The organism is Marinobacter confluentis, assembly GCF_004785685.1.
Taxonomy (GTDB): domain Bacteria; phylum Pseudomonadota; class Gammaproteobacteria; order Pseudomonadales; family Oleiphilaceae; genus Marinobacter; species Marinobacter confluentis.
Genome location: NZ_SRPF01000004.1, coordinates 340,576 through 366,728, shown reverse-complemented (window position 1 = coordinate 366,728; position 26,153 = coordinate 340,576). Strand labels below are relative to the sequence as shown.

General features: G+C 55.6%; 31 protein-coding genes. 20 read left to right on the top strand and 11 right to left on the bottom strand.

Going from position 1 to position 26,153, the window contains the following annotated elements; all coding sequences use genetic code 11:
- The first annotated feature begins 142 nt into the window (after positions 1-142).
- The 8 genes from E5Q11_RS14770 (at position 143) to E5Q11_RS14735 (ending at position 3,382) form a co-directional block, all read left to right on the top strand.
- Positions 143-391 carry a DUF1272 domain-containing protein gene (locus tag E5Q11_RS14770; protein ID WP_135804209.1) on the top strand — a complete coding sequence of 83 codons (249 nt, stop codon included), beginning with the start codon at positions 143-145 and terminating at the stop codon, positions 389-391.
- Positions 392-486: 95 nt separating this feature from the next.
- Positions 487-834, top strand: a complete 348-nt coding sequence (locus E5Q11_RS14765; protein WP_135804208.1) for a DUF3024 domain-containing protein — start codon at positions 487-489, stop codon at positions 832-834.
- Positions 835-946: 112 nt separating this feature from the next.
- Positions 947-1,576, top strand: a complete 630-nt coding sequence (locus tag E5Q11_RS14760) for a hypothetical protein (RefSeq protein ID WP_135804207.1) — start codon at positions 947-949, stop codon at positions 1,574-1,576.
- Positions 1,577-1,760: 184 nt separating this feature from the next.
- Positions 1,761-2,024: a BrnT family toxin gene (locus E5Q11_RS14755; protein ID WP_135804206.1), complete on the top strand. Its 264-nt coding sequence runs from the start codon at positions 1,761-1,763 to the stop codon at positions 2,022-2,024.
- Positions 2,014-2,283 carry a type II toxin-antitoxin system BrnA family antitoxin gene (gene brnA, locus E5Q11_RS14750; RefSeq protein WP_074396173.1) on the top strand — a complete coding sequence of 90 codons (270 nt, stop codon included), beginning with the start codon at positions 2,014-2,016 and terminating at the stop codon, positions 2,281-2,283. Before E5Q11_RS14755 ends, brnA begins: the two co-directional genes overlap by 11 nt.
- 63 nt (positions 2,284-2,346) lie before the next feature.
- A complete protein-coding gene (locus E5Q11_RS14745; protein ID WP_135804205.1) occupies positions 2,347-2,658 on the top strand; it encodes a type II toxin-antitoxin system RelE/ParE family toxin in 312 nt (103 codons plus the stop codon).
- Positions 2,651-2,938, top strand: a complete 288-nt coding sequence (locus E5Q11_RS14740; RefSeq protein ID WP_135804204.1) for a helix-turn-helix domain-containing protein — start codon at positions 2,651-2,653, stop codon at positions 2,936-2,938. Before E5Q11_RS14745 ends, E5Q11_RS14740 begins: the two co-directional genes overlap by 8 nt.
- A 114-nt stretch (positions 2,939-3,052) precedes the next feature.
- Positions 3,053-3,382 carry a DUF2834 domain-containing protein gene (locus E5Q11_RS14735; RefSeq protein ID WP_168215669.1) on the top strand — a complete coding sequence of 110 codons (330 nt, stop codon included), beginning with the start codon at positions 3,053-3,055 and terminating at the stop codon, positions 3,380-3,382.
- Between the two features lie 24 nt (positions 3,383-3,406).
- On the opposite strand, the gene E5Q11_RS14730 is transcribed toward E5Q11_RS14735, so the two are convergent.
- Both E5Q11_RS14730 and E5Q11_RS14725 read right to left on the bottom strand, forming a co-directional pair.
- Positions 3,407-3,661 (bottom strand): Txe/YoeB family addiction module toxin, encoded by a 255-nt coding sequence (locus E5Q11_RS14730; RefSeq protein WP_135804203.1) that lies wholly within the window; start codon positions 3,659-3,661, stop codon positions 3,407-3,409.
- The gene (locus E5Q11_RS14725) at positions 3,658-3,909 is read right to left on the bottom strand and encodes a type II toxin-antitoxin system Phd/YefM family antitoxin (RefSeq protein WP_012137510.1); all 252 of its coding nucleotides are present in this window, start codon (positions 3,907-3,909) and stop codon (positions 3,658-3,660) included. The genes E5Q11_RS14730 and E5Q11_RS14725 overlap by 4 nt, the downstream gene beginning before the upstream one ends.
- Positions 3,910-4,110: 201 nt before the next feature.
- On the opposite strand from E5Q11_RS14725, the gene E5Q11_RS14720 reads away from it, so the two are divergent.
- Positions 4,111-4,512: a hypothetical protein gene (locus tag E5Q11_RS14720; RefSeq protein ID WP_135804202.1), complete on the top strand. Its 402-nt coding sequence runs from the start codon at positions 4,111-4,113 to the stop codon at positions 4,510-4,512.
- A 31-nt stretch (positions 4,513-4,543) separates the two neighbouring features.
- Here the strand turns inward: E5Q11_RS14720 and E5Q11_RS14715 are convergent, their stop codons facing one another.
- Positions 4,544-5,500, bottom strand: coding sequence for an IS110 family RNA-guided transposase (locus E5Q11_RS14715; RefSeq protein WP_135804201.1), 957 nt, complete (start codon positions 5,498-5,500; stop codon positions 4,544-4,546).
- 291 nt (positions 5,501-5,791) lie between these two features.
- On the opposite strand from E5Q11_RS14715, the gene E5Q11_RS14710 reads away from it, so the two are divergent.
- The 4 genes from E5Q11_RS14710 to E5Q11_RS14695 all read left to right on the top strand — a co-directional run bounded on the left by E5Q11_RS14710 (position 5,792) and on the right by E5Q11_RS14695 (position 9,246).
- Positions 5,792-6,232, top strand: a complete 441-nt coding sequence (locus E5Q11_RS14710) for a GNAT family N-acetyltransferase (RefSeq protein ID WP_135804200.1) — start codon at positions 5,792-5,794, stop codon at positions 6,230-6,232.
- Positions 6,233-6,330: 98 nt separating this feature from the next.
- Entirely contained in the window at positions 6,331-6,750 is a 420-nt protein-coding gene (locus E5Q11_RS14705; protein ID WP_135804199.1) for a GNAT family N-acetyltransferase, read from the top strand.
- Between the two features lie 349 nt (positions 6,751-7,099).
- Complete coding sequence (locus E5Q11_RS14700) at positions 7,100-7,726, top strand: alternative oxidase (RefSeq protein WP_135804198.1); 627 nt, start codon at positions 7,100-7,102, stop codon at positions 7,724-7,726.
- Between the two features lie 8 nt (positions 7,727-7,734).
- Entirely contained in the window at positions 7,735-9,246 is a 1,512-nt protein-coding gene (locus tag E5Q11_RS14695) for a flavin-containing monooxygenase (protein WP_135804197.1), read from the top strand.
- Here the strand turns inward: E5Q11_RS14695 and E5Q11_RS14690 are convergent.
- Complete coding sequence (locus E5Q11_RS14690; RefSeq protein WP_225314915.1) at positions 9,191-10,273, bottom strand: transporter substrate-binding domain-containing protein; 1,083 nt, start codon at positions 10,271-10,273, stop codon at positions 9,191-9,193. The genes E5Q11_RS14695 and E5Q11_RS14690 overlap by 56 nt on opposite strands.
- Positions 10,270-11,673: a membrane-bound lytic murein transglycosylase MltF gene (gene mltF / locus E5Q11_RS14685; protein WP_135804196.1), complete on the bottom strand. Its 1,404-nt coding sequence runs from the start codon at positions 11,671-11,673 to the stop codon at positions 10,270-10,272. Before mltF ends, E5Q11_RS14690 begins: the two co-directional genes overlap by 4 nt.
- Positions 11,674-12,070: 397 nt before the next feature.
- Between mltF and E5Q11_RS14680 the strand changes: the two genes are divergently transcribed.
- Positions 12,071-13,321 (top strand): DEAD/DEAH box helicase, encoded by a 1,251-nt coding sequence (locus tag E5Q11_RS14680; RefSeq protein ID WP_225314914.1) that lies wholly within the window; start codon positions 12,071-12,073, stop codon positions 13,319-13,321.
- Here the strand turns inward: E5Q11_RS14680 and E5Q11_RS14675 are convergent.
- On the bottom strand, positions 13,318-13,785 hold the full coding sequence (locus E5Q11_RS14675; RefSeq protein ID WP_135804195.1) for a winged helix-turn-helix transcriptional regulator: 468 nt from the start codon (positions 13,783-13,785) through the stop codon (positions 13,318-13,320). The two genes, E5Q11_RS14680 and E5Q11_RS14675, sit on opposite strands and share 4 nt — an antisense overlap.
- 101 nt (positions 13,786-13,886) lie before the next feature.
- On the opposite strand from E5Q11_RS14675, the gene E5Q11_RS14670 reads away from it, so the two are divergent.
- From E5Q11_RS14670 to E5Q11_RS14650, 5 genes are all read left to right on the top strand, one after another.
- The gene (locus E5Q11_RS14670; protein WP_135804194.1) at positions 13,887-14,999 is read left to right on the top strand and encodes an NADH:flavin oxidoreductase; all 1,113 of its coding nucleotides are present in this window, start codon (positions 13,887-13,889) and stop codon (positions 14,997-14,999) included.
- A 165-nt stretch (positions 15,000-15,164) separates the two neighbouring features.
- A complete protein-coding gene (gene bamE, locus E5Q11_RS14665; RefSeq protein WP_135804193.1) occupies positions 15,165-15,476 on the top strand; it encodes an outer membrane protein assembly factor BamE domain-containing protein in 312 nt (103 codons plus the stop codon).
- A gap of 27 nt (positions 15,477-15,503) precedes the next feature.
- Positions 15,504-16,097, top strand: coding sequence for an exopolysaccharide biosynthesis protein (locus E5Q11_RS14660; RefSeq protein ID WP_135804192.1), 594 nt, complete (start codon positions 15,504-15,506; stop codon positions 16,095-16,097).
- Between the two features lie 101 nt (positions 16,098-16,198).
- Complete coding sequence (locus E5Q11_RS14655; RefSeq protein ID WP_135804191.1) at positions 16,199-16,741, top strand: hypothetical protein; 543 nt, start codon at positions 16,199-16,201, stop codon at positions 16,739-16,741.
- Positions 16,738-17,886: a patatin-like phospholipase family protein gene (locus E5Q11_RS14650; RefSeq protein WP_135804190.1), complete on the top strand. Its 1,149-nt coding sequence runs from the start codon at positions 16,738-16,740 to the stop codon at positions 17,884-17,886. The genes E5Q11_RS14655 and E5Q11_RS14650 overlap by 4 nt, the downstream gene beginning before the upstream one ends.
- A gap of 5 nt (positions 17,887-17,891) precedes the next feature.
- On the opposite strand, the gene pntB is transcribed toward E5Q11_RS14650, so the two are convergent.
- The 3 genes from pntB to E5Q11_RS14635 form a co-directional block, all read right to left on the bottom strand.
- Positions 17,892-19,289 (bottom strand): Re/Si-specific NAD(P)(+) transhydrogenase subunit beta, encoded by a 1,398-nt coding sequence (pntB, locus tag E5Q11_RS14645; RefSeq protein ID WP_135804189.1) that lies wholly within the window; start codon positions 19,287-19,289, stop codon positions 17,892-17,894.
- A 12-nt stretch (positions 19,290-19,301) separates the two neighbouring features.
- On the bottom strand, positions 19,302-20,891 hold the full coding sequence (locus tag E5Q11_RS14640; RefSeq protein WP_135804188.1) for a Re/Si-specific NAD(P)(+) transhydrogenase subunit alpha: 1,590 nt from the start codon (positions 20,889-20,891) through the stop codon (positions 19,302-19,304).
- Between the two features lie 567 nt (positions 20,892-21,458).
- Positions 21,459-22,961 carry an ELWxxDGT repeat protein gene (locus E5Q11_RS14635; protein ID WP_135804187.1) on the bottom strand — a complete coding sequence of 501 codons (1,503 nt, stop codon included), beginning with the start codon at positions 22,959-22,961 and terminating at the stop codon, positions 21,459-21,461.
- 249 nt (positions 22,962-23,210) lie between these two features.
- Between E5Q11_RS14635 and E5Q11_RS14630 the strand changes: the two genes are divergently transcribed.
- Complete coding sequence (locus E5Q11_RS14630; RefSeq protein ID WP_210426332.1) at positions 23,211-24,143, top strand: helix-turn-helix transcriptional regulator; 933 nt, start codon at positions 23,211-23,213, stop codon at positions 24,141-24,143.
- A 54-nt stretch (positions 24,144-24,197) separates the two neighbouring features.
- Here the strand turns inward: E5Q11_RS14630 and E5Q11_RS14625 are convergent, their stop codons facing one another.
- On the bottom strand, positions 24,198-24,971 hold the full coding sequence (locus E5Q11_RS14625; protein WP_135804185.1) for an SDR family oxidoreductase: 774 nt from the start codon (positions 24,969-24,971) through the stop codon (positions 24,198-24,200).
- 18 nt (positions 24,972-24,989) lie between these two features.
- Positions 24,990-26,138: an acyl-CoA dehydrogenase family protein gene (locus E5Q11_RS14620; RefSeq protein ID WP_135804184.1), complete on the bottom strand. Its 1,149-nt coding sequence runs from the start codon at positions 26,136-26,138 to the stop codon at positions 24,990-24,992.
- Positions 26,139-26,153 lie beyond the last annotated feature (15 nt).

Sequence of the window (26,153 nt, the reverse complement as noted above, 5' to 3'; positions counted from 1 at the left end):
CATCGAGACGCAGGGTGAGGCATTTTGGTCAGGTGCCGCCTAACCAGTCGCTCAAATTCGTTCCCGGCCTGGCGGCCGTCCACCGGACGCCCTTGTCAGGGCGCCGCTTAGCTATTCGTTATGAATCAGCACGGAGGATTCTATGCTCGAATTGAGACCCAATTGCGAGTGTTGTGACAAGGATTTGCCGCCGGATTCCAGTGAGGCGGTAATCTGCACATTCGAGTGCACGTTCTGCGAATCTTGCGCATCTGGTGTGTTGGGTAATCAGTGCCCCAACTGTGGTGGCAATTTTTCGCCCCGTCCCATTCGCCCTGCATTACTGCTTAGTAAATATCCGGCGACAACGAAACGAGTGGTAAAGGCCGGTGGGTGCAGTGCCAATTCATAACCAGTCGCATCAGTACGCGGCCTGCGGCCGCCGGACGCCACTGTCGTGGCGCCGCTGTGCTCAGCGTTATGTGGGCGCTTCTATAGAGAATCCGTATGGCATTCAGCGAGTTTGAAGCAAAGAAAATTGAGCGTGCTACTTCGGAGTTTCTGGAAATCCGGCGTCCACCGGTCGCGATCCGTCCCGAGCTTGATATAGAAGTTCGGGTTACTGGCCAGAGCGTACAAATTGTGGAGGTTCGCCCGCATTTCCGTGAACCATCAAAGAGCATTGAGTCGCCGGTGGCAAAAGCTACCTACGTCCAGAAATCTCAACGCTGGAAAATCTACTGGATGCGCAGCGATTTAAAGTGGCATTCGTACGAGCCAGAACCTGAGTCACGCTCCATCGAGGAATTTTTTGCTATCGTGAATGCCGACGAGAATGGCTGTTTCTTCGGGTAGCACATAACCAGTCATTCAAGTTCGTTCCCGGCCTGGCGGCCGTCCACCGGACGCCGTAGTCGGGCGCCGCTTAATATTGGCGTTAAATAGGATCTATGAGGGATCAGTGCGAATGAATAGTAGATTTTTTGCGCTCTGCTTGATTTTTGTCGCAGGGCCGTTGTTTGCAGAAACTGAAATTAGTAGTTACTTCGGCTTCAATGCAGTGCTGCCAAATGGATGGGTTCAGGTTGGCCCTGGTTCTGCATCAAAGATGGAATTCGAGAATTTTGCCGAGGGGAGCCCCATCAATAAAGAAATTCTCAACCAGGTCAGAGATAAGGTAGCTGGAAAAGAAGTTGAATTCTTTTATGACATACCAACCCTCGAATCTGACTTTAAGTTAAATATAAGTGTTCAAAAAAGCGAGCCGGTCTTAGTCGATAGTCTGCAGGAGCTGAACGCTGAGTGCTCTAGCCTTCCTGAGGCTTTAAAGGAAGTCTATGGTGAACCGGTTGATATAAAGTTCTGTGAGGCAGGAGTTTTGAACAAGTGGGCTGTTTTTCGTGATGTACATGTAGTTCCTTCCCAAGAGATTATGATTATCAGTGACACGCTCCCCGTAGACGCAAAGCACTCTCTGATAATTGTCGGAGGTGCACCGATTTCTGATAAGGAGGGTTTGCAAAGGGTCCTAGCCGCTCAGCAATCCTTGTTAGAAGGACTGACGAAGCATCTACATACACAGATGGAATCGAAATAATAAGTATTAATCTTAAAGCCGTATATCGAGAGGATTCGGTATTTATTTAACAAGGCAATCAAATTCGTTCCGGCCTATGGCCTCCACCGGACGCCCTTTTCAGGGCGCCGCTTATTTCAGCGTTAGCAGCTACAGCTTCCTTCCAAATATTGCGGAATGAGTAAAAAAGGAATAATTTGTACTCATGGATGAGTTTGAATTCGACGAAGCCAAAAGCCAGGCCAACTTGGACAAGCACGGTATTGATTTCGTTGCTGCCCAGGGGTTGTGGAAAGATCCATACCTGCTGGAGATCCGCGCAAAATCAGAGGATGAGCAAAGGTTTTTGCTGATAGGCAAGATTGGTGACAAGCACTGGTCGGCCGTCGTCACATACAGGGATGCTCGTATTCGTCTGATTTCAGTCAGACGTTCCCGTAAGAAGGAGGTTGAGCTCTATGAAAGCTAAAGACTTCGACAAAAAATTTGAGGAAGGTCAGGAAGACATTGTTGATGACCTGGATCTGTCCTCTGCCCGTCGCGTTAATCAGGAACAAAAGCGAATCAACGTCGATTTCCCGGCTTGGGTTGTCGAGTCGTTGGATCGTGAGGCTGCGCGCATAGGCGTTACCCGCCAATCGATCATCAAGGTGTGGCTGGTGGAGCGCCTTCAGGCAGAATCTGCTAACAAGCCGCTCAATGGTGACGCCGCAGGCGGCGCACATTAGCGGAGCGTTACACCTCACTGATCTTGCCTTGACGCTAGTACGGCAACGCCGTATATTTTTGCAATGCTATTCATCGAAACCTCGACGTTCAGCAAGTTATTGCCGAATTACCTCACGGACGAGGAATATCGTGGGCTTCAAACCTACCTTTTGCAGAAGCCGGATGCCGGAGATCTAATCAAAGGCTCAGGTGGCGTTCGTAAAGTTCGATGGGCACCAGCGGGTTCGGGAAAGAGCGGTGGTATCAGAGCCATTTACTACTGGAAGAAGTCTGACCACGAGATATGGATGCTCACGCTGTACAGTAAATCAGAGCGCGCCAGCATTCCTGGCCATACGCTCAAGCAGATAGCGGAGGCAATCAAAAATGGGTGACAGGAACCTTGGGGCAGAAATTCTTGATGGCATCAATGAAATCAAGCAGTTCAAGAAGGGCAAATTGGCGTTACGAACCCAAGAGCTATCAGAGCCCTCACCGCCCAAAGTGATCAGGCTGAAGTTGAACATGTCGCAATCTGCCTTTGCCGGTCTTATGGGCGTGAGTGTGCGAACCCTTCAGGATTGGGAACAGGGTCGGCGTGAGCCTCAGGGGCCTGCGGTTGCGCTTCTGCGCATTGCTGAGCAACACCCGGAAGTTTTCAATAAGCTTCACTGACCAAAGTGAGGTGTAACCAGGCCATGCACCGGATGCCAAACCCTTCGCTTCGCTGCGGTTTTGTCACCGGTGATGGCGGGCGTTATATTTCTTAGGCCTCAATCAAGGAAGATCATGAGAGTTTCAGTATTTCCCCTACTCATTCTCGGCCTTTTCATGGGCTTCACCTTTTGGGCTATGGCGGGCACAGAGCAGTCGCTTCTGGCTTTCGGTGTAGAGCTCATGTCCAGCCCGGATACCGCCCAGGTTGTCATTGATCTTTATATTCTCGCCGCAATGGCTTGTGTATGGATGTACCAAGATGCAAAAGGTCGTGGCAAAGGGCTGGGTTATCTCCTACCGTTTTTCATTCTGACAGCGGTATTTGTATCGGCAGGCCCGCTGCTATATTTGGTACTGCGTGGCGGGCGCGAAACTGGCGCCGCCACCGGACGCCCTTTTTAGGACGCCGCTTAGCTTCGCGTTAAATCAGTAGTGATAACGGAGCTGTGCTATAAGCAAAGCGTCATCCGTGACCTTGTAAACGATGCGGTGTTCTTCGTTAATTCGGCGGGACCAGTAACCAGCGAGACTGTGTTTGAGGGGTTCCGGTTTGCCGACACCCTCGAACGGTTCTCGTTTGGTCTCCTTGATAAGCCTGTTGATGCGATTCAGGATTTTTTTGTCGGTTCTCTGCCAGTACAGATAGTCTTCCCAGGCGTTCTCGGAGAAGATGAGTTTCATTCAAGAAGTTCCTTTTCTTGACCACCGCCTTGCTCCAGCTCGGCAACGGATTCCAGCAAACGCCGTGCGTTTTTTGGTGCGCGCAGGAGGTATGCGGTCTCCTGCAATGCCTCATAGTCCTCAAGAGAGATCATGACCACGGACTGCGATTTGCTCCGGGTGATGATCACGGGAGAATGGTCTTCGCAGACCTGCTCCATGGTTTTTGCTAGATTGGTTCTAGCGGCTGTGTAGCTAATGGCATCCATAAGGTTACTCCTGTACAGGATGTTGACCATGGTCAGGATACCGTACGCCAAAAGATTTAACAATCGGCTGCACAGCGACCGATTTTCCGCCGCTTCGCGGCTCCAAGCCGGCGCGTGAGCCGGGCGTTAGGCAGGTCGATGAACAAAGCTTTGGTGTTTTTTTCAGCCCTATTGGTCTCTCATTTAGTTCAGGGAGCGGGAATGAGTATTCAGGATCATCCAAGATATGGGCCCAATCCGGTCTACATTTTCTTCGAGGCATACATCCAAGACGTGATCGGGTATTTGCCAGAAGATAAGTCGGCATCAATTCAGAGTATGAATATCCAGCGAGTGTTCGATACCCAGGCATCCGATTGGAGAGCGGTTGTGAAGGAGACCCTTCACTTATCCGATACCATCGACGTTGCAATACTTGACCTTTGGTACCGCAATCGTGAGCACTTCACTTCAGAATCTGGTGAATATGATCCTGTGTGGTTTAGCCAAATATTCACTGACGAATACATGAAAGAGGGTAGTACCGTTGACGTGTGGCCTGAAGGTGCACTGGCGGCTGCAAAAAGTCGAATTGCTCAGGCGAAGTCGGGTGAAAGTAAATAGGCCTAACAAGTGACTATGGCGTCAACCCACGTTAAATAGCCAAATTCGGGTCCCAAGTTTTTCCGCTTCTAACCATCGAATTGAGCACCACAACCATCTTTCTGACACAGGCAATGATGGCCGCACGCTTGGCTTTTCCGGCGTCGACGAGACGCTGGTAAAGCGCCTTGAATTTGGAGTTGCACTGGATGGCCGACATCATGGCCATGAACATTGCAGTGCGCACCTTAGCTCTCCCACCTCGGATGTATCGCTTGCCCCGGAAGGTGCCGCTCTCGCGGCTAATGGGTGCTACACCGACCAGAGATGCGGCCTGTTTATTCGACATGGTTCCCAGCTCTGGAAGATCCGCGAGGAGCGTCAGAGCAACGACGTTTCCGACACCGGGAACGCTCTTGATGATCTTGGTTTTCTTGTCGTAATCGGCGTCTTTTTCGATCTCGAGTTCCAGCAACACTTCCATGCGTTGGATGTGCATATCGAGATGTTTTATCACCGCTTTCATCGAATGAGTGAGGAATTTCGGCATGATCTTCATTCGATTCTTTTCCTGGGTCCTAAGATCAATCAGTTGATTGCGTCGGGTGAGTAGATCACTGATTCGGTTCAGAGATTCGGCTTTTTTCGGAGTGGGTTCTGGGCGCATTACCTCAGCAAACTGAGCAATGAGTTGTGCATCCAGATAATCGGTTTTTGCCCGTTGTCCCAAGACGCCGGCAAACTTTTTGATCCGAACGGGATCGGAGATCACGCAGGAGAATCCGGCTTTGCGGCATGCGTTGATGAAGGCAAGCTCTAAACGCCCTGTGGCCTCACAGACGATGCGATCCGGCTTTACCTGGCGCAGTTTCTTGAGGGCAATTCGGATGCCCTCAGGGGAATTGTCGACTGTGAATGTCTCGTTGTTTGGGCGGATACAGATATCGAGTTTAGCCTTGCTGACATCGACACCGACGTTGGTTTCGTTTGAGTGATTGAGGGGATTCATAATAAGCTGACTCTGCCTTGTGATACGGGCTCGAGGCCCAGTTGACTATCCGAGTTTCGGCTTGGAGTCCTCTGTGAGTTTCTTACTTGTTAACGATCTCTGAAAACAGGATCTAGGCGCTATCGAAATCTCACAGGGAAAGCTTTGGCGGCCACCAAAGCCTGGGCCTCACTTTACCCTTTCAAGGAAGAATTCAACCATACAAGGCCATGAAGGTTGTTCCGGGCCTTTGGCCCTCCACTGGGCGCCCCTTATGGCTGGCGTTATATTCGGTTACAGGTGATCTGAACTATGGAATGGTACAAGGATGGATTTCGGGTTTCGGACGCCCGAGAAGAGCTGGATATAAATCTGGTCCATGAGATTTTACGCTCAATGCCTTGGGCAGAAGATGTCCCTAGGGAGACGGTTGCTCGGTCAATAGATCAGTCCTTGTGCCTCGGTGTGTACAAGGAAAACGAGCAAGTGGGATTTGGCCGGGCGATCACCGACCGAGCCACTTTTGCGTATCTGGACGATGTTTTTATCGTTGAGGCATGGCGTGGAGTTGGTCTTTCAAAATGGCTCCTGAGCTGTTTTCTTGAGCACCCTGAGCTACAGGGCTTAAGGCGGTGGATGTTGGCAACGACAGACGCCCACGCACTTTATAAGAAAAAGGGCTTCTCGGCTCTGAACTCACCAGAATGGTTTATGGAAATCTATGATCCCGCAGGGGGCCGAGAAAGCATATAACCAACACAGTCACGGCGACGCCTACTCCATTGCGGCTTCGCCGTCATTCCGCAGCCGCGCGTGCTGTTGGCGTTATGGGTATCTAAGGAAGGAGCAACATGCGAATAAGGAGCTGTGAAGCAGAAGATATCGAGCAAGCTGCACAGATCTTCTGTCAGGCCTATTCAGCCCCGCCATATAACGAATCCTGGGAATTGGCCAATGCTTCTGCTTATTTGCATCGGTTTTGGGAAATCGACCCCGAGGGTTGTTTTGTCTCTGAAGAAAACAACGAGATAACCGGGGCAATTTTTTCTTTTTCCTACCCGTGGCATTCGGGCCAGCTCACATGCATCCAAGAGCTATTTGTTGCTGAGCCGAGCAGAAAAAAGGGCGTTGCTCGAACGTTGGTACAAAGCATGAGTGGTGGCACGTGGCTGGTCGCCCACAAGGCTTCCGGTGCAGCTGAGTTCTACAAGCGCATGGGATTTCGCAAAGATGGACCGTATGAGTTTTACTATGGCGCTATCAAGCCATAACAAGACGCATCAGTACGGGGCCTGCGGCCGCCGGACGCCGCTGTGCTCAGCGTTAATTGCAGGAATAGTATGCGAATAGGGAGCTTTATTTTCACTGTGATTGGGCTTTTAGGAGCCGTTTTCAGCTTCCTGGAGTTGTCTGGAGCCTCCCTTCCTTACCAGGAGATGCAACGCCAGAAATGTTGGAGCAGCAATCCGCTAGCGTTTCCCTGCAGGCCCCAAAACCGGGCACCGTTGCAAATCGAAGCTATACTGACTGGTTCGTATGTCGAGAAGCTGGCGAGTTAGGGATGGTTGGCAGCGTGTCTATTGGTTCTGGGCGGCTGTCACTTTGGCCGCGGGAGTAACGATGAATACATCAGTCAAAGAGGTGGAACGCACCCATTTTTCGCCGCGGGATTTTTCAGATCGGTTTGCTTATCGCCTTGTGCGTTTTATGCGGTTTTTCGCAGATAAGTTTTTTGCCGGGCGCTATGGTCACCGGGCAGTGGTTCTGGAAACGGTAGCCGCTGTACCGGGGATGGTGGCAGGCAATATTCAGCACCTGAGTTCGCTGCGCCGAATGAAAGATGATGACGGCTGGATACACACCCTGCTGGATGAGGCTGAAAACGAGCGCATGCACCTGCTGACGTTCATTCAGATTGCCCAGCCAACTGCTTTTGAGCGGATGCTGATCATTATTGCCCAGGGTATTTTCTACAATGGGTTTTTCCTGCTCTATCTGCTGTCCAGCAAAACTGCGCATCGTATCGTGGGGTATCTGGAAGAAGAGGCTGTCTATAGCTACACCGAATACCTTGAAGGTGTGGACAGCGGGAAATATGAAAATGTGCCGGCGCCACAGATTGCGATTGATTACTGGCAGTTGCCGCAGGATGCGAGATTGAGAGAGGTGATTGTTGCGGTTCGGGCCGATGAGGCCAAACACCGGGACGTGAACCACGAATTTGCAGCAAAGCTGAAAACCGACTGACACCCACCATGATTGAGCAACACACAGACGTTCTGATTGTTGGTGCCGGTGTATCCGGCATCGGCATGGCCTGTCATCTTCGGCGGGATTGTCCTGGCAAGAGTTTTACCATTCTCGAGCGCCGTGATTCCCTCGGCGGCACCTGGGATCTCTTCCGGTATCCCGGAATCCGTTCGGATTCGGATATGTACACCTTCGGTTTCAGCTTTCGCCCCTGGACCGGGGGCAAGGTGCTGGCGGATGGCCCCTCCATCAAGCGCTATCTGGCAGACACCGCAGAAGAATACGATGTGACGTCGCATATCCGCTTTGGCCTGGCCCTGAAACACGCGGAATGGTCCAGCGAAAACGCCTGCTGGAGGATTACGGCCGAGCGTGAAGCCACGGGTGAACCGCTTACCTTTACGGCGAATTTCCTGATTGGCTGCACCGGCTACTACAACTATGACGCTGGCTATAAACCGGATTTTCCGGGCGAGGAGGTGTTTAAAGGTCAGGTGGTTCATCCCCAGCACTGGCCCGAGCACCTCGACTACAAAGGCAAGCAGGTGGTTGTGATCGGCAGTGGCGCTACGGCGGTTACACTGGTGCCCAAAATGGCTGAGCAGGCCAGCCATGTGACCATGCTTCAGCGTTCGCCCACTTATCTGATGCCGTTGCCGTCGGATGATCGTATTGCCCGATTCCTGCAGCGTACGCTGCCGTCAAAACTGGCGTATCGGCTGATTCGCGCCCGCAACGTTACCATAGCCCGGCTGCTGTTTAACCTGTCACGCAAGCGCCCGCAGATGATGCGGCGCTGGATGCTGAAGACTGTTGAGAAACAGCTGGGTAACAAGGCCGACATGCGGCATTTCACGCCCAGCTATAACCCTTGGGATCAACGCTTGTGTGTGGTGAAGGACGGGGATCTGTTCCGGTGTATTCGCGAGGGCTCTGTGTCCATGGCGACGGATCATATCGAACGATTCACCGAAACCGGCATCCGCCTGAAGTCAGGGCAGCAGCTAGACGCCGATATCATCATTCCGGCAACCGGGCTGGATATCCAGATGCTGGGTGGCGCCGAGCTGATTGTTGACGGCGAGCCGGTGATATTGCGGAACAAGGTGGTATACAAGAACGTGATGATCGAAGGTGTGCCCAACGCGGGGATGGTCTTCGGCTATACCAACCTGTCCTGGACCCTGAAAGTTGATATTGCTGCCGAATACCTGTGCCGGGTGCTGAATCACATGGAGGCCACTGGCCAGCAGGTGTGTGTGGCGCAAAATCCCGATGGCCGGCGCGCTGACGATACGGTTATGGGCGGTCTGGATTCCGGCTATATCCGCCGCGCCGACGACCGCCTGCCGCGGCAGGGCCTGGATGATCCCTGGCGGGTCACCCAGAACTACAAAGCCGATGTTAAATCCCTCCGGTTCGGACCGATTGACGATGGTTATCTCAGATTCACTGCCGGCATCAGTTCTCGCCCAGGTATTTCCGCAGGTTGGTCTGCCAGTTCTCAGCCTCAGTAACCATCAGGATCTGTTCGGAAACCGCTTCCCGCAACGGGCTGCCGGCAGGAAGTGCCAGGGCGTAGAGCTGCTTCTGGAATACGGATGGCAGTAGCGTCAGCCGGTCTTCATCCAATTGCAGATTACGGTATTGGAGCAGGGCGCGGTCATACACCACGGCATCTGTTTCGCCGCTGGCGACGGACCGCATGGCGGAGGTGAGGTCAGGATATTCCTGGTGCCGGATACGCTGTTCCAGCAGATACTGTTCGCTTGCGGTGTTGGCAATGGTTGCAACGTTGGCGCGTATCAGGTCATCCGGCCCCTGAATCTGCGAGCGCAGATTGCTGACTGTCAGCGATGAGGTGATCGCCGCCGTGAAACTGGCCACCATGATCAACCCGGCAAACATCCAGACCAGAGCAATGGTTCGCCCTGTCAGCGACGTTGGTGCCTTGTCACCATAGCCAACGGTGGTCATGGTAACCGCGGCCCACCAGAAACCCGAACCAATGCCCTGGGCGGCCGACCCACCGAACTGGTCAGAATTGCGCTTGCGCTCGAACAGCCAGAGTACGAAGCCCACGCCCAGAAGCAATGCGCCGAGTGAAATTACGACGCTCAGGAATTCCCAGCTCAGCAGGCTTAGCAGGCTGTTAATCAGGCCCTGGTCCGGGGCGGGCGGAATCGCAATGGACAGACCGGTCTGGTAGAAAGGGTGGGTGAAATCGAAGGCGGCTTCACGCTGGGCGGTCATGGTCAGGGCACCCACGGCCAGGTCGATCTGTCCGCTTTCAACCTGTTCGAGCAGGTCGCTGAAGGGCAGCGGCACCCACTCGTACTGCTGTCCCATGTTTTCGGCGATCTGACGCCACAGGTCAATGCTGATGCCTTCCCATTCGCCGTTTTCAGATTGCATGACAAACGGCGGCACCTCGGTTATGCCAACCTTGACCGGCGCTTCAGCGTTGCCATCTTCCCCCTGGCTCAGGGCCAGGGCTGGAAGCATCACTAACACAGAGGCCAGCAGGCGAAATGCTCGCATCATTCGAAGGCTCCCTGAATGACGTCACGATAATTGCGGATGCGCTGCACGTAATGAACCGGTTCATAACCCCGGGCATAGCCATAGCGGGTGCTGGGGTAGTAGCGCTTGTCGGCTTTGAGGGGTAGCACTTCTTTCATGTCTTCCCAGGAATCCGGGTTCTTGCCCAGATCACGGGCCAGTTGGCGGGCATCGAGCAGGTGGCCACGGCCAATGTTGTAGCTGGCCAGGGCCAGGAAGGTGCGGTCCGGCTCGGGGATGGTTTCCGGCAGCCGACGGTGACGGTCGGCCAGGTAGCGTGCGCCACCATCAATGGCCGCGATCGGGTCAAGGCGGTTGGTGACGCCCAGGGATTCGGCGGTGTTCCGGGTCAGCATCATGATGCCGCGCACACCGGTTGGCGATACTGCATCCGGGTCCCAGTGGGATTCCTGATAGGACAGAGCCGCCAGCAGATCCGCTGGCATACCGGTGCTTTGTTCTGCTTCAACAAACTGGTCTTTGAAATCTGGCAACCGGTCATCGATACGACGGTTCAGGGCGCGAAGGTCAACGAAGTCAAACTCGCCAATGTAACTGTAATAGCGGGTTTCCATTTCGCCGATTGCCTCGTCGCCCTCCTGGCTGTTCATCCATTCATGGGCAGTATCGGCGACGCTTGCGAATGTTTCAGGGCTGTACCAGCCGAGATTTTTGCCGTCGCTCAGGTTCATGGCCACTTCCAGGTGGGGAAAGTGGCGGCGCATAACCTGCACAATGTTAGAGTCTGCCACGGTGCAGTCCAGATCTCTCTCTGCTACTTCAGACAGCAGGATTTCGGTGGTGAGCTCGTCGTCTTCGGAGAAGGTAATCCCTTCATGTTGGCTGGCCAGCCCTTTCAGGGTTTCGACATAACTGGACTCGGCGGTGACCCGTATCTCCACGCCGGCCATGTTCTCTGGCAGTCGTGGCATGGGCCGGAGTTCCCGGTGGCAGACCAGCTGTTCGGTAATTTCCGTATGGGCAGGGCCGCGGGTGAAGCGCTCGGTACGCGAGGGAAGGTGAGTCAGCCCTGCGGCTGCCAGGTGTGTCTGCCCCGATTCAAGGGCTTCCAGTACCTGTGCTGTGGAATCGTACATGGTCCATTCGACGGACCAGCCTTTGTTTTCCGCGAACTTGCTGATCAGGCTGAACTCCGGGCCGATGGGATTTTCGTGCCGGTCCAGGTAATAGGTGGTCGAGCCGTTTCGGGTGGCAACTTTCAGAATTCCGCTTTCCTCGGGGCTGGCAAGCTTGGAAACGTTTTCTTCTGGACTGCTGGAGTCAGCATTGTTGTTTTCAGGTTCCTGCTGGCTGCAGCCAGAAAAAGCGAGCGCAAGGGGAAGGAGCGAAACGTAGAAGCCCCGTCTGATAACGTGAGTCATGGTCGACCTCGTTGTCGGAATTGGCGGATTTGTCAGTATAATTACGAGCTTGTCACGAAACTGTACCACTTTGCGGGGCGATTGATTAGCAAAGTGTTGGTATCAGGGCTGTCCTGCGGGCGGGGGCACTTCGCCACTGTCGCTTCTATTCGCTACGTAGGTAGAAGCCGTCTATAGCTATTGGGAAGGCATTCTGTTAGGGTGCTCACTATCTCGCCTCTAGAGATTTCCGCAAGTGTTTTGGCCTCAGGGCCTGTGCGAACCTCCATACGACCTGTCAGAGGACGTCACCCCAGATTTGGCGCGTGACCGTAGTCGTCTTTTTTCCATGACTGAATCATGGCATCTGCCTTGCGCTTTTTGGCGACTGGGCGGAATTATCAAGAGTTGAACCAATATGAGTTTTTCGTCACTCGGTTTGTCCGAGCAGCTGGTCCGTGCTACTACCGACCAGGGTTATGAAACCCCATCCCCCATTCAGGCCCAGGCAATTCCTGCCGTGCTTTCCGGTAAGGATGTAATGGCCGCCGCGCAAACCGGCACCGGCAAAACCGCTGGTTTTACGCTGCCCATCCTGCAGCGTCTGTCTGAAAATCCCCGTTCCGGCAAGGGTCCAAGGGCACTGATTTTGACCCCTACCCGCGAGTTGGCGGCGCAGGTCCACGACAGCGTGGCGCTCTACAGTCGCTATATGCCCACCAAATCGGCGGTGGTTTTCGGCGGCGTAAAAATCAATCCGCAGATGATGAAGCTGCGCAAAGGCCTTGACGTGCTGGTGGCAACACCCGGCCGCCTGATGGACCTGCACCAGCAGAATGCTGTGAGTTTCAAGGAAGTGGAAGTGCTGGTGCTGGACGAAGCCGACCGCATGCTGGACATGGGTTTTATCCGCGATATTCGCAAAATCCTGGCATTGCTGCCGGCGAAGCGCCAGAACCTGCTGTTTTCCGCGACCTTTTCACCGGAGATTCGCAAGCTGGCCACTGGCCTGCTGAACAACCCGGTTCAGGTGGAAGTGGCTGCCCGTAACACCGCCGCTGAAAAAATTATCCAGTCGGTGTACCCGGTAGACCAGAGCCAGAAAACCGCTTTGCTGAGCAAGCTGGTGCGTGATAACGCCTGGGAGCAGGTACTGGTGTTTACCCGCACCAAGCACGGCGCCAACCGCCTGACCCAGAAGCTGGAACGCGATGGCATTACCGCCGCTGCGATTCACGGCAACAAGTCACAGGGCGCCCGTACCCGCGCGCTTGCAGACTTCAAGGCTGGCGAAGTACGTGTGCTGGTAGCCACAGATATCGCCGCCCGTGGTCTGGATATCAAGCAACTACCGCAGGTGGTGAACTTCGAGCTGCCAAACGTGCCGGAAGATTACGTGCACCGCATCGGCCGCACCGGCCGCGCTGGCGAAAGTGGCCATGCGTTATCGCTGGTCAGTGCCGATGAAGGCAAGATGCTGGCGGGTATCGAGAAGCTGATCAAGAAGCAGCTGCCGCGCAAGGAAGTGGAAGGTTTCGAGCCGAGGAACAATCTGCCGTTGAAGCCAAAAGCGAAAGCCGACCCCAGCCGCGCCCGGACCAACAATCCGAATAATCGCGGCCGAAACAGTAGTGGCAATCGCAGCAGCCGCAGCCGCGCGACGGCTTAAACGGCTTTCTTGCTGCTGACGGGCACGGGCTCCTGAACGAATACATCGCGTATGGTCAGGGGCGCGCCGTCAGCATTCTGCACTTCCACCGGGCGAATGCTTCGCTGGGTTTCCCGGTCGCGCAGATCCAGAGTAGGCTGTTCCGGTGCCGGGTTCCACTTGTCGCCCCACTGGCGCAAGGCAATCACAATCGGGAACAGGTCGCGGCCTTTCTCGGTCAGTCGGTACTCGAAGCGGGAACCGTGCTCGCCCACCTCAACTTTTCTCAGTACCTCGTTATCCACTAGCCGGGCCAGACGGTCGCAGAGGATATTGCGGGCAATCCCCAGTTCTTTCTGAAAATCCACGAAACGGCGTGTGCCGTACATCGCGTGCAACACCACCAGCAATGACCACCAATCGCCCACTTCATTCAGTGCGCGGGCGACAGAGCAATTCGAATCGTCAAAACGTTTTCTAGCCATGTCTCGAGTGTAGCGAATAGGGTTGCGTTTTAAAACCAGATTCCATAAAGTGGACGAAAGAGTTGCGTAAAGAAACCAGATTAGTGAGGTTGCGATCTATCATGAGCATGACCCTTGGCCCGATTTTCGAGCCGTTTCAAATCCATAACCTGACGCTGCGTAACCGCGTGGCCATGGCCCCCATGACCCGCAATTTCTCGCCGGGTAATGCCCCTAACCAGAAAGTGGTTGACTATTACCGCCGTCGTGCGGAAGGCGGCGTTGGTTTGCTGATTTCCGAAGGCACCACCGTCAATCATGACGCGGCAAACGGTTACCCGAATGTGCCGTTTTTCCACGGTGACGACGCCCTCGCTGGCTGGAAAGAGGTTGTCGATGCGGTTCACGAAGCCGGCGGCGCCATTTTTCCGCAGTTGTGGCACGTTGGCGCAGTGCGTAAAGAGGGCATGGAACCGAATGCCAGCGTACCCGGCTACAGCCCGTCCGGCCTGTTCGCGCCCGATAAGCCTAATGGCAAGGCCATGAGCAAGGACGACATCAACGAGGTCATCCAGGCCTTCGCCGATGGCGCCCAGGATGCCAAGGCTCTCGGTTTCGATGGCGTTGAGATCCACGGTGCCCACGGCTACCTGCTGGACCAGTTCCTGTGGGAAGGCACCAACCAGCGTGACGACGAATACGGCGGCAGTATGGAAAACCGGCTGCGCTTCGTGGTGGAAATTGTGGAAGCGGTGCGTGAGCGAGTTGGCCCGGATTTCCCGATCATGCTGCGTTTCTCCCAATGGAAGCAGCAGGATTACGAAGCGAAGCTGGTCAGCACTCCGGAAGAGCTTGAGCAATTCCTGAAGCCGTTGGTAGAAGCCGGTGTTGATATTTTCCACGCCTCGACAAGACGTTTCTGGGAGCCAGAGTTCGAAGGGTCAAACCTGAATCTGGCGGGCTGGACCCAGAAGCTGTCCGGCAAGCCGACCATGTCCGTCGGCAGTGTCGGCCTGACCGAGGACTTTATCAGCGGCACCTTTGCCAGCAAGAAGGAAGCCGTGGAGCAGTCCGGTATCGATGAACTGGTTGAGCGCATGAACAACCACGAATTCGAGCTGATCGCGGTTGGCCGTGCTCTGCTGCAGGATCCGGAGTGGCTGATCAAGGTGAAGGAAGGCCGCTTGAACGAAGTGGAAGCGTTTGCCAAGAAGTCGCTGACGAAACTGTATTGATGCGCTGAATTTGCCCCTTCCTTGAAGTGACATACTTCAACCCTGGCTCCGGCCGGGGTTTTTTTGTTCACGGATTAATGGATCCGTAATCTGCAGGTAAACCAACCAGCCGGCCATTTACGGTATGCTGCTGAGCTCATCACTGACCATTCTGAGGAGCATGACATGAAGCGGATTCAATCTGTTCGCGTAATTCTGATTGGATTTTTTATGACGCTGCTGGTTGGCTGCGCCACTGTCGGCAAGGACTTCGCCACCCACAATGTGGACCAGATCGAAGTTGGCGAAACCACCCGCTCCGACATCCAGGAAATGTTTGGCGAGCCCTGGCGTACCGGTATTGAGGACGGCAAGCGTACCTGGACCTATGGAAAGTACCGCTGGTCTGCGTTTGGCGAGGCGGAAACCACGGACCTGGTGGTGCGCTTCAATGACGATGGCACCGTGTCTTCCTACGTTTACAACACCACTGAATAGCTCCCAGACATCCGGGGACAGGAACTGATGCCCGACCAGAAAGACCCAGCCGACATAAGGCAGTTGCTGGACCGGATTGAAACGGGCGCCCAGGGCCGCGACTTTGTGTCCATCGGTGAAATGTTGGATTCGGTAGGCCGACGAAGTTTCGGCCCGATGGTGCTTCTTGTGGGGATTATTCTGGTCACGCCGTTCAGTGGTTTGCCGGGTGTTCCCACCATCATGGGGATGCTCACGTTGCTGACCCTCGGGCAGATTCTGCTAGGGCGACAACATCTCTGGTTGCCGGGATGGATCGTCAAGCGGGAAATGTCCCGGCAGAAACTGATGAAGGGACTGCATTGGCTGCGACCATTCGCCCGGAAAATCGACCGCCTGATCCGCCAGAGACTCACCTTGCTGGTGGACGGGCCGGGACTCTACCTGATGGCTCTGGGTTGCATGGTGATTGCGATCGTCATGCCGGCGACGGAAGTGGTCCCGTTTAGCGCCAGCCTTGCTGGCCTGGCACTGGTGGCCTTTGGCCTGGCGATGGTGGCCCGGGATGGGTTAGTGGCGGTGTTTGCCTGGTCTATTTCATTAATAGGCCCGGTTCTGCTGGTTCAAAACCTGGGAAACTGAGCATCAGGCGAGCCCAACTACAAATTAAGTAAAAATGGCGATTTTGAGCTAGATTGTAATTGAGGAACTCCTCATATTCTGGCCATAAAAGGAGAGTCGCCATGATACGTCTATTCTATCTGGTTTCTTCGATTGACAGCGCCAAAGAGATATCCGATGACCTTCACGAACATGGCGTGACTGACTGGCGGTTTCACATCGTCAGTAAGGACGAAGCTGGGCTGTATACCCATCAGTTGCATACCGCTTCCATTCTGGACCGAACAGATTTACCGCGTTTTGTAGAGCGCGGGGCCATAATCGGTTTTGTAGTGGCGTTGGTGGTGCTCCTGTCCCTGTCATTCCTGGAGGTGTTGTCCATGCCCACGGCGGCCTGGATTGCGCTGTTTGCCTTCATTGTGGCGGCAGGCGCCTGGGTTGGTGGCTTTGGTGGCATCCAGAGCGAGAATTACCGGATCCAGCCTTTCCACGATGACATAGAGGCAGGAAAATATCTGATCATGGTGGATGCCCCGAAGAATCACATCCCCAAGGTCAAGGAACTAATGACCAAGAACCACCCCGAAGCGGAGCTGCAGGGCAAGGACTCGAGCATCAACAATCCGTTTGCAGGCAGACGCACGCATAAGATACAGGCCGCATGACCAAAACTGGGGTCATTCTGACCGGCGGCGGTGCGCGGGCGGCCTATCAGGTTGGTGTTCTGCGTGCCGTCGCCGATATGTATCCGGACTGGCATTACCCCTTCAACGTCATCGTCGGCACTTCCGCTGGCGCCATCAATGCCATGGCGCTGGCGGGCAGCCGGGGGCTTTTCCGACACAACATTGATCACCTGGACAGGGTCTGGTCAGAGCTGACCATGGACCGGATATTCCGATCCAGCTCCTTCAGTCTGGTGCGCAGCCTGAGTTCCGTAGCCGGCAAGTTTATAAGCCGCCCGGCGGATCGTGGCCCGGTGTCGCTGCTGGATAACGCACCCCTGCGGGACCTGCTGGAGCAGGAAATCAACCTTGAGAATATCCGTGAAACCATTCGCGAGGGCCACATTGATGCTCTGGGCCTGAACGCCTGTGGTTATTCCACCGGTCAGAATATCTGCTTTTTCCAGGGTGTTGAGGGCCTCGAAGGCTGGTCGGTGGGGCAGCGTGCAGGCACCCGGACCGAACTGACGCTGGACCACATCATGGCGTCTTCGGCGATTCCCACGCTGTTTCCGCCGGTAAGGATCAATCGGGAGTATTTTGGCGACGGCGCCACGCGGCAGATGGCCCATATCAGCCCGGCGCTGCGGCTGGGGGCGAGAAAAGTCATGGTGGTGGGAGTCAGCGCCAACCAGATGAGCCCGGTCAGGCGGCCGGTAAAGCCGGATATGCCCACCATGAGCCAGGTGCTCGGGCATGTGTTCAACGGCATCTTTCTGGATACGCTGGACTACGACATTGACCGCTCGCGAATCATCAATCAGTTGCTGGAACTGATACCACCGGAGCGGCTGAAAGAAGCGGGGCTGGATTTGAGTCCGGTGGAAATTCTGGAGATATCGCCGTCCCAACCTATCGATGAGATTGCTGCAAAATACGTGGATGGCATGCCACTAATTCTGCGGCGGTTGGCGGGAGCTTCCGATACTGAGGGTGACAGCAGCGCCAGCCTCGCCAGCTTTCTGCTGTTTGACCACAGGTTCTGTAAAGACCTGATCAATCTTGGCTACCGGGATGGCCAGAGCCATGCCCGGCAGATTGAACGCTTTTTTTCAGGGGCCCGAGTGGGCCCCGAATCCGCGTAACCGGCTCAGCCTCTGAGGCCTGACACCAGTTTATCCACGCTCTCCTTGGCATCGCCAAACAACATGCGGGTGTTGTCCTTGAAGAACAGCGGGTTTTCCACACCGGCGTAACCGGATGCCATGCCACGCTTCAGAACCACCACCTGGCCAGCTTTCCACACTTCCAGTACCGGCATGCCGGCAATGGGGCTGGCGGGGTCTTCAGCAGCGGCCGGGTTGACCGTATCGTTAGCGCCGATCACCAGCACCACGTCGGTATCCGGGAAATCTTCGTTGATTTCGTCCATCTCCAGCACGATGTCGTAGGGCACATGGGCCTCGGCCAGCAATACGTTCATATGGCCGGGCAGGCGTCCTGCCACCGGATGGATGCCGAACCGCACGTTAACGCCCTTGTCCCGCAGATACTTGGTCATGTCGCTGACGCCGTTCTGCGCCTGGGCAACGGCCATGCCGTAGCCGGGTACGATGATCACCGAGCGGGCATTACGAAGTTCTTCGCAGACTTCGTCCACCGTGGTTTCGTAAACGGACTGCTCTTCACCGCTGGCGGCGGAGCTGCTGCTGGTCTGGCCGAAGCCGCCCAGAATCACGCTGATGAACGAGCGGTTCATGGCCTTGCACATGATGTAGCTCAGAATCGCACCGCTACTACCTACCAGTGCACCTACCACGATGAGCAGATCGTTACCCAGCATGAAGCCGATGGATGCCGCCGCCCAGCCGGAATAGCTGTTGAGCATGGACACCACCACCGGCATATCGGCACCGCCGATGGCCATGATCAGATGCACACCCAGGACGCAGGCGATGACTGTCATGATGACCAGGAAAAGAATTCCCAGACCCATGCTGTCTGTGCCTAGGAACCAGCTGCCCAGGACCACGCAGGCAATAATGGCCGCCAGGTTCATCCAGTGACGGCCGGGCAGGGTCAGCGCTTTACTGTCGATGCGACCGTCCAGCTTGCCACAGGCAACCAGTGACCCGGTGAAGGTAACGGCACCGATAAAGATGCCCAGATAGACTTCCACCAGGTGAATGGTGTGTTCGGTGCCGGTGGTGGCAACCAGCGGTTCGATGTAGCCGGAAAAGCCCACCAACACCGCAGCCAGGCCCACAAAGCTGTGCAGCAGGGCCACCAGCTGCGGCATCTGGGTCATTTCCACTTTATTGGCAATGGGGATGCCGATACCGGCACCAATCAGTATGGCAATGGCGATGGCAATGATGCCGCCGTCGCTGCCAAAGCTCGCCAGGGTGGCACCCACGGCGATGATGATCCCGGCGACACCGTAGAGGTTACCGCGGCGGGCAGATTCCTGGTGGCTGAGGCCACCCAGGCTGAGGATAAACAACACACTCGCGACCACGTAGGCCACGCTCACCATTCCTGTACTCATGTTGGGCGTCTCCTACTTGCGGAACATTTTGAGCATGCGATGGGTGACGTAGAAGCCCCCGCCGATGTTGATGCTGGCAATCAGCACGGCCACAAACGCCATAATGCCGACGGCGACGTTTTCCGCCTGGGCAAGATGAAGCATGGCGCCAATGACGATAATGCCGCTGATGGCGTTGGTTACACTCATCAGTGGCGTATGCAGTGATGGTGTCACGTTCCAGATAACCTGCCAGCCAATGAAGCAGGAGAGCACAAACACGGTGAAGTGGCTCAGGAAACTCTCCGGGGCATGGGCACCAACGCCGTAAAGCGCAAACACCGTGACGGCCAGTAATGCCATCTTGCCGATCAGGCTCTTTTTCCTGGCAGCCTGTTCAGCGGCTTCCTTCTTTGCATGGACCTCGGCCGGAGAAGGCTCTTCTGTACCCGGCTTGTGTTGAGGCTGGGCTGGCGCCTCCGGCTGGGGCGGTGGCCAGGTGATGTCTTTATCATTGACGACAGTAATGCCACGGATAACCGTGTCTTCCATGTTCACCACCGGCTTGCCGTCTTTCTCAGGCGTCAGCTCGGTCATCAGGTGGACCAGGTTGGTAGCGTAGAGATCACTGGCGACTTTCGACATACGGCTGGGCAGGTCGGTATAGCCAATCACGGTAACGCCGTGTTTGGTGGCAACCTTGCCTGGCTCGGTCGCTTCGCAGTTGCCGCCGCGCTCGGAGGCCAGGTCGACAATCACGCTGCCCGGCTTCATGGATTTCACCATGTCCTCGGTAATCAGCTTGGGGGCGGGCTTGCCGGGAATCAGCGCAGTGGTGATGATAATGTCCACGTCTTTGGCCTGTTCCGCGAACAGGGCCATTTCCGCCTTGATGAATTCGTCGCTCATCTGCTTGGCGTAGCCGCCGGTGCCGCTGCCGTCTTCGTCGTCAAAGTCCAGCTGGAGGAATTCGGCGCCCATGCTTTCAACCTGTTCCCGCACTTCCAGCCGGGTGTCGAAAGCTCGCACTATGGCGCCCATGCTGTTGGCGGCGCCAATGGCGGCCAGGCCTGCAACGCCGGCACCGATTACCATCACTTTGGCGGGTGGTACCTTACCTGCGGCGGTGACCTGCCCGGTAAAGAAACGCCCGAAGTGGTTGGCGGATTCAATCACCGCGCGATAACCGGCGATGTTCGCCATGGCGCTGAGCGCGTCCATTTTCTGTGCGCGGCTGATGCGGGGCAGGCTGTCGATGGCGAAAGAGGTAATCTTGTTCTTCGCCAGATGGTCCAGCAGTTCCGGGTTCTGGGCAGGCCAGATATAGCTCACCAGGTAACTGCCTTCGGTCATCAGGTCAGCTTCGTGTTTCTTGAGGCTGGCGTTTTTCATCGGTGCCCTCACTTTCAGGATGACGTTTGCATCCTTCCAGAGGGCTTTGGTGTCCTCGATGATTGTCGCGCCGGCGGCCTTATAGGTCTCGTCTGAATAGTCAGCACGGTCGCCTGCGCCGGTTTCTATCAGCACCTCGTATCCGAGGTCGGTCAGCTTCTTGACCGATGAGGGAGTGGCGGCAACACGCCTTTCTCCCTCGAAAATTTCCTTTGGAATGCCTAATTTCATGGTCTCTGAATCCTCCGGAACTACCCTTTTCGGGTGAGTTTTTATAGTTGGCTATCAAAGCCTTAACATCGGATTCCGACAGCTTATCCAGCATGGCGCCGCGGAATTGTCGGTTGATAAACCGCTCAGTTTCCTCGCGAATGGTACCGCGTTGGTCAGGTTTATCAATGTAGTCCATCGCACGCAAAAGGATATACCGGTTCGTCATCTGGGGAATTTCATGGGTTGTGGCATGTGCCAATCAAGTCACCAGAATCCTCTCGACAATGTCCTCTGCCATTTCCCTGGCAGCTGAGTTCGACTGGTGTGCCAATGTCGAGCGAAGCTGTTTTGATGGACCCAATAGCTCCCGGACAGCCACATATGCGGACGTCGGGTTTGCCAGGAAATGTTCGTATACGAACATAATGGTATCATGGCTTGCCCGTTCGAACGACGCTGCCATCCGGCGGAGGTTTCGGACCTGGGTTTTTAAATCTTCGGCAAGGTGCCCAAGCAGGGTTGGAGGATCGTGGAAGTGAGGGAAGCCGGGGTTCACCCGGCAGTTTCGGAAGTAGACCCGGCGGTTTATTGAAAAGCGAAAAAGGACCTGGGGCTGGCGTCGCACGCGTCACAAATGTCTTTGACCAGCTCCGTACCCTCCTCGGTGCCATCGCTGCGCCAGAGCTCACGGCCGTAGACACCGTCGTCTGCACTGAAATACAGCGCACCGTCGAAAACCGTCAGATTTTCCGGCGACGAGTTTGCACCAACGGCCGGGTTAATGTCCTTGACCATGAGCGTGCCACCTTCGCTACCATCACTGCGCCACAGCTCAAAGCCATTTGTGCCGTCATTGGCTTTGTAGTAAATGGCGTCATCGAATGCGGTCATGTAGTCGGTACCTCGCGGGGATGGACTGGTATCCGTGACCAGTTCTGTCCCACTCTCGGTGCCGTCACTGCGCCACAGGCCAGGGTTATCAGTCTCTTTGTTCGCAACAAAATAGAGCGCGCCGTCGAAGGCGGTCAGCCCTCTGGGAGAACTGCTATCGGCTCCAGGATCAATATCCTTCACCATGTAGGTGCCGCCTTCGGTTCCGTCACTGCGCCACAGTTCATAAGCCTGGGTACCATTGCTTGCAGTGAAATAGAGGACGCCACCAAAAGCCGTCAGATTGCTTGGGCTGGAACCCTGTGTTGCATTCTCCGGTTTGTCCGGGTTAAACCCCTCAAGTGCTTCCGGATTAATATCCCTGACCATGTAAGTGCCGCTCTCGGTACCGTCGCTGCGCCACAACTCCGAACCAGATGTGCCATCGTCCGCGCGGAAATAGAGTGTGCCATCGAGGGCTGTCAGAAGTTCAACATTGCCATTACTGGCGAGCTCAAAGTCCTTGACGATGTCGCTGCCCTGGGCAGTGCCATCGCTTCGCCAAAGCTGTCGACCAACAGTGTTCCCCGTCGATGCACTGAAATAAAGCAAACCGTCAAGAACCGTGAGAAAAGCCGGAGCGTTGAAGTCTCCGGTTATTTGCTCGGTGCCCGCTTCCGTGCCATCGCTGCGCCATAGTCCCGTTAAGCCCGCAACCCTTGCACGAAAATAGAGGGTGTCACCCACACCTTGAAGGTCAGAGGGGGCTGAACCAAAACCGCCCGGGTTAATATCCTTGACCAGCTCGGTCCCCTCTTCGGTGCCATCAGTCTTCCAGAGTTCGGGGCCGGTTTCGTCGGACGAAGCCGTGAAAAACACGGTATCGCCAATACGGTAGAAGTTGTCGGGGCTTCGGGCATCGGCCAAACGCCGTGTTCCCTCGGCTGTACCGTCTGAACCCCACAGGCTTTCAGGACCGCTTTGAGGATCGTAGGCACTGAACAGCAATACACTCATCCTATCCGCTTCGCCGCCGGTGTCGCCGACTCCGCTGTCTTCACCACCCCCTTCGTTTGTACCGGTGTTGGCATTTCCTCCGGTGTCCGGTTCACGGGGATCGCCACCATCACTGTCGCCGCACGCAGCGAGCATTACGGCAAGAGCGAGTAGTGCTATGGTATTGGACATTCGAATGGGCACCAGGCCTGACATCATCATGTTTTCCTCTTGAGTCCCGCTCAAAGGAGCCAGCGGTTTTGAGCGATTGCCTTCGGGTTTGAAGTCACAAATTCTGTAGAACGTGCATGTTAACTTTCTCCAGAAACGTTCTGTTATCCGTCAAATGCACTACAGTTCTATTGGAAAGCAGGCCTGGCCCAGCGAAAAAACACGCTCAGAAAATCTTTGGGTTCTGATGAGCTGCCATTAATCGAATGGGAAGAACGGACCCGACCCATGAATTTAAAAATGAGTGAGTTCATACTTACTGTGCATGACGCCAGCATGCATCTGTCACCCAGCGATTTTCACAGTTGGGCGTTGAAGGAAGTTCGGCAATATATTGACTTCGACTTTGCGGTCTGGGGCGCTGGTGATGGAAGGAGCCGTGAATTACATACTTCGACGATTCTGAATCAGACGGATAACCTGTTCGAAACCTGGGAAACCGTTAAGCACGAAGATCCTTTTGCCAATTTGGTAATTGGCAACACAGGCAAAACCTGGTCGGCCGAGGAGGTCCCTGACTTTCGCGAAAGCCGCGCTTACAGTGACCATTGGGGGCTTTATGAGGCCCGGCAGATGATTGCCACCATGGAAGTCGACCGTCATACCGGGCTGCATATATTTGTTATTCTGGCACGGGATAGCCAGAGAAAGGCATTCACGGAACAGGAAGTCGTGTTCAAGAATCTGGTGACCCAGCACTTTTTCCTTGCCGCTCGCCATAATGACATGCACCACCTGCGCTCCAACCAGACCCCGGCAGCATTTATCGATCAACACGGTCTTCTACATGCCTCATTACCGGAATTCAAAGCTCTGCTGGTCAATGAGTGGGGTAAGAAGGCAGGCACTGTACTTCCGGAAGCGGTCAACGTAGCTCTCTGGGAAACCGGGCATTATCGAGGTAACGGTCTGGCCCTGAATGCGGAGCGTTTCTATAACCGCCTGCTTGTTCGGGCTGGAATGATGCCCTGCCTGTCGCTCAGCCCACGGGAAACCGAAATTGCCTGGGCGTACGCCATGGGGAAAAGCCACAAAGAAGTGGCGAAATTATTAGGTATTGCCCCAGCTACGGTAAGAACACACCTTTCAAGGGTGTATGAGAAGCTGGACATCTCAGACAAAGGGGCTCTGGCCATTTGTCTGAAAGAGCAGGGCAACGGAAGAGGGTTATGAGCAACAAACGCATCCTTGCTCAGTGATACCATCAGGCTGCCCAGATGATCCGGCTCAACTCACCAGCGTTCCGCCGTCTACTGCCAGGCACTGCCCGGTAATGTGACGGCCAGCTTCCGAGGCCATCAGCACGGCGGCACCTTTCAGGTCCTCTTCACCACCAAACCGGTTCAAAGGAATACGCTGCAGCATGGTCTCACCCTGGGCATCCAGCAGTCCCTGGGACATCTTCGATGGGAAGAAGCCGGGGCAGAGGGCGTTGACGTTGATGTTGTAACGCCCCCACTCGGACGCCAGTGCGCGGGTGAAGTTCACCATGGCGCCTTTGCTGGTGTTGTAGGCAATGGTGTTCATGCCTTCCGGGTTGCCGGACAGGCCCGCGATGGAGGCAATGTTGATCACCTTGCCGGTCTTGCGCGGGATCATGCAGCGCTTGCCGACGGTCTGGGTCAGGAAGAAGCTGGCGTTGACGTTCAGGTTCATCACCTTCATCCAGCCTTCCGGCGGATAGTCCTCGGCTGGCGCACCCCAGGTGGCGCCGGCGTTGTTGACCAGTATGTCGATGTCGCCAAGCTGGCTGACCACCTGATCCACCACGTCCGGAATACCTTCCAGCTTGCCCAGGTCGGCGGCAACGGTGACGACTGTCACGCCCAGCCCTTCCAGGTGTTCTTTGGCCGCATCCAGTTCATGCTGTTTGCGGGCGCTGATGGCAATGCTGGCACCCAGCTCGCCCAGGGCCTCGGCCATCTGCAGGCCCAGGCCGCGGGAGCCGCCGGTGATGAAGGCGACTTTGCCGGTCAGGTCGAGTAACTGTTTAACGCTCATAGCGGTTTCCTTCTAGGCTCAGGCGCTGGCGGCCAGCAGGCCGTCGCTGACTTGTGCCAGGTGGTGGTCGGCATCGCCGAACAGCAGGTTGATCAGCGTCAGGCGCTTGAACAGGTGCGCGGCAAACATTTCTTCGGTCACACCCATACCACCGTGCAACTGAACCCCTTCCTGGGCCACATAACGGGCGCCCTGGCCGACCAGGGTCTTCGCCATGGAGATGGCTTCCCGGCGGCTGGCACGGTCATCGGAGTCGGCTTCGGTCGCAGCCAGAATGGCCATGGTTTTCGATTGTTCGGTCTGGATAAACATATCCGCCATCCGGTGCTGAAGCACCTGGAATTTGCCGATGGGCACACCGAACTGCTTGCGGGTCTTGATATATTCCAGCGTTGCCGCGTTCATGGCTTCCATGGCGCCCACCGCTTCGGCACAGACTGCGGCAATGCCCAGATCAATCGCCTTTTCGATGTGGGGGAAGGCGTTATCAATCTCACCCAGCAGGTTGTCGGCACTGACGGTGACATTGGAGAAGCTGATGTCGGCAATGCGATGGCCATCGTGGGTGGCAAAGTCGTCGACCTTCACTCCCTTGGAATCCGCGTCCACGATGAACAGGGACAGCCCCTGTTTGTCGGTAGCGGTGCCGCTGGTGCGGGCAGAGACGATCAGCTGGTTGGCCTGGCCGCCATGAAGCACAGCCGTTTTGTGGCCACTGATCAGGAAGTGGTCGCCGTCTTTGCGGGCGGTGGTGTGAACGTGCTCGAGGTTATAGCGGGCACCGGGTTCGCTGTGGGCAAAGGCCATCAGCCGTTCGCCCATGGTAATGGCAGGCAGCACATCGGCTTTCTGGGCATCGTTACCCAGGTCCCGCACCAGCCCTCCGGCCAGCACCACGGTGGCCAGGTAGGGTTCCACCACCAGGCCGCGGCCGAAGTTTTCCATCACTACGAGGGTGTCGACGGCATTGCCGCCCAGGCCGTCATAGTCTTCCGGGAAGGTAAAGCCCAGCAGGCCCATCTCTGCAAAGGCGGACCAGGTGGCCGGATCTGTGCCTTTTCCGGATTTAATGATTTCCCCGCGCTTTTCAAAGCTGTATTCGTTGGCCACGAAGCGACGGAGGGAATCGTTCAGCATCTGCTGTTCTTCGGTCAGGTCAAAGTTCATCGGGATGTCTCTCCA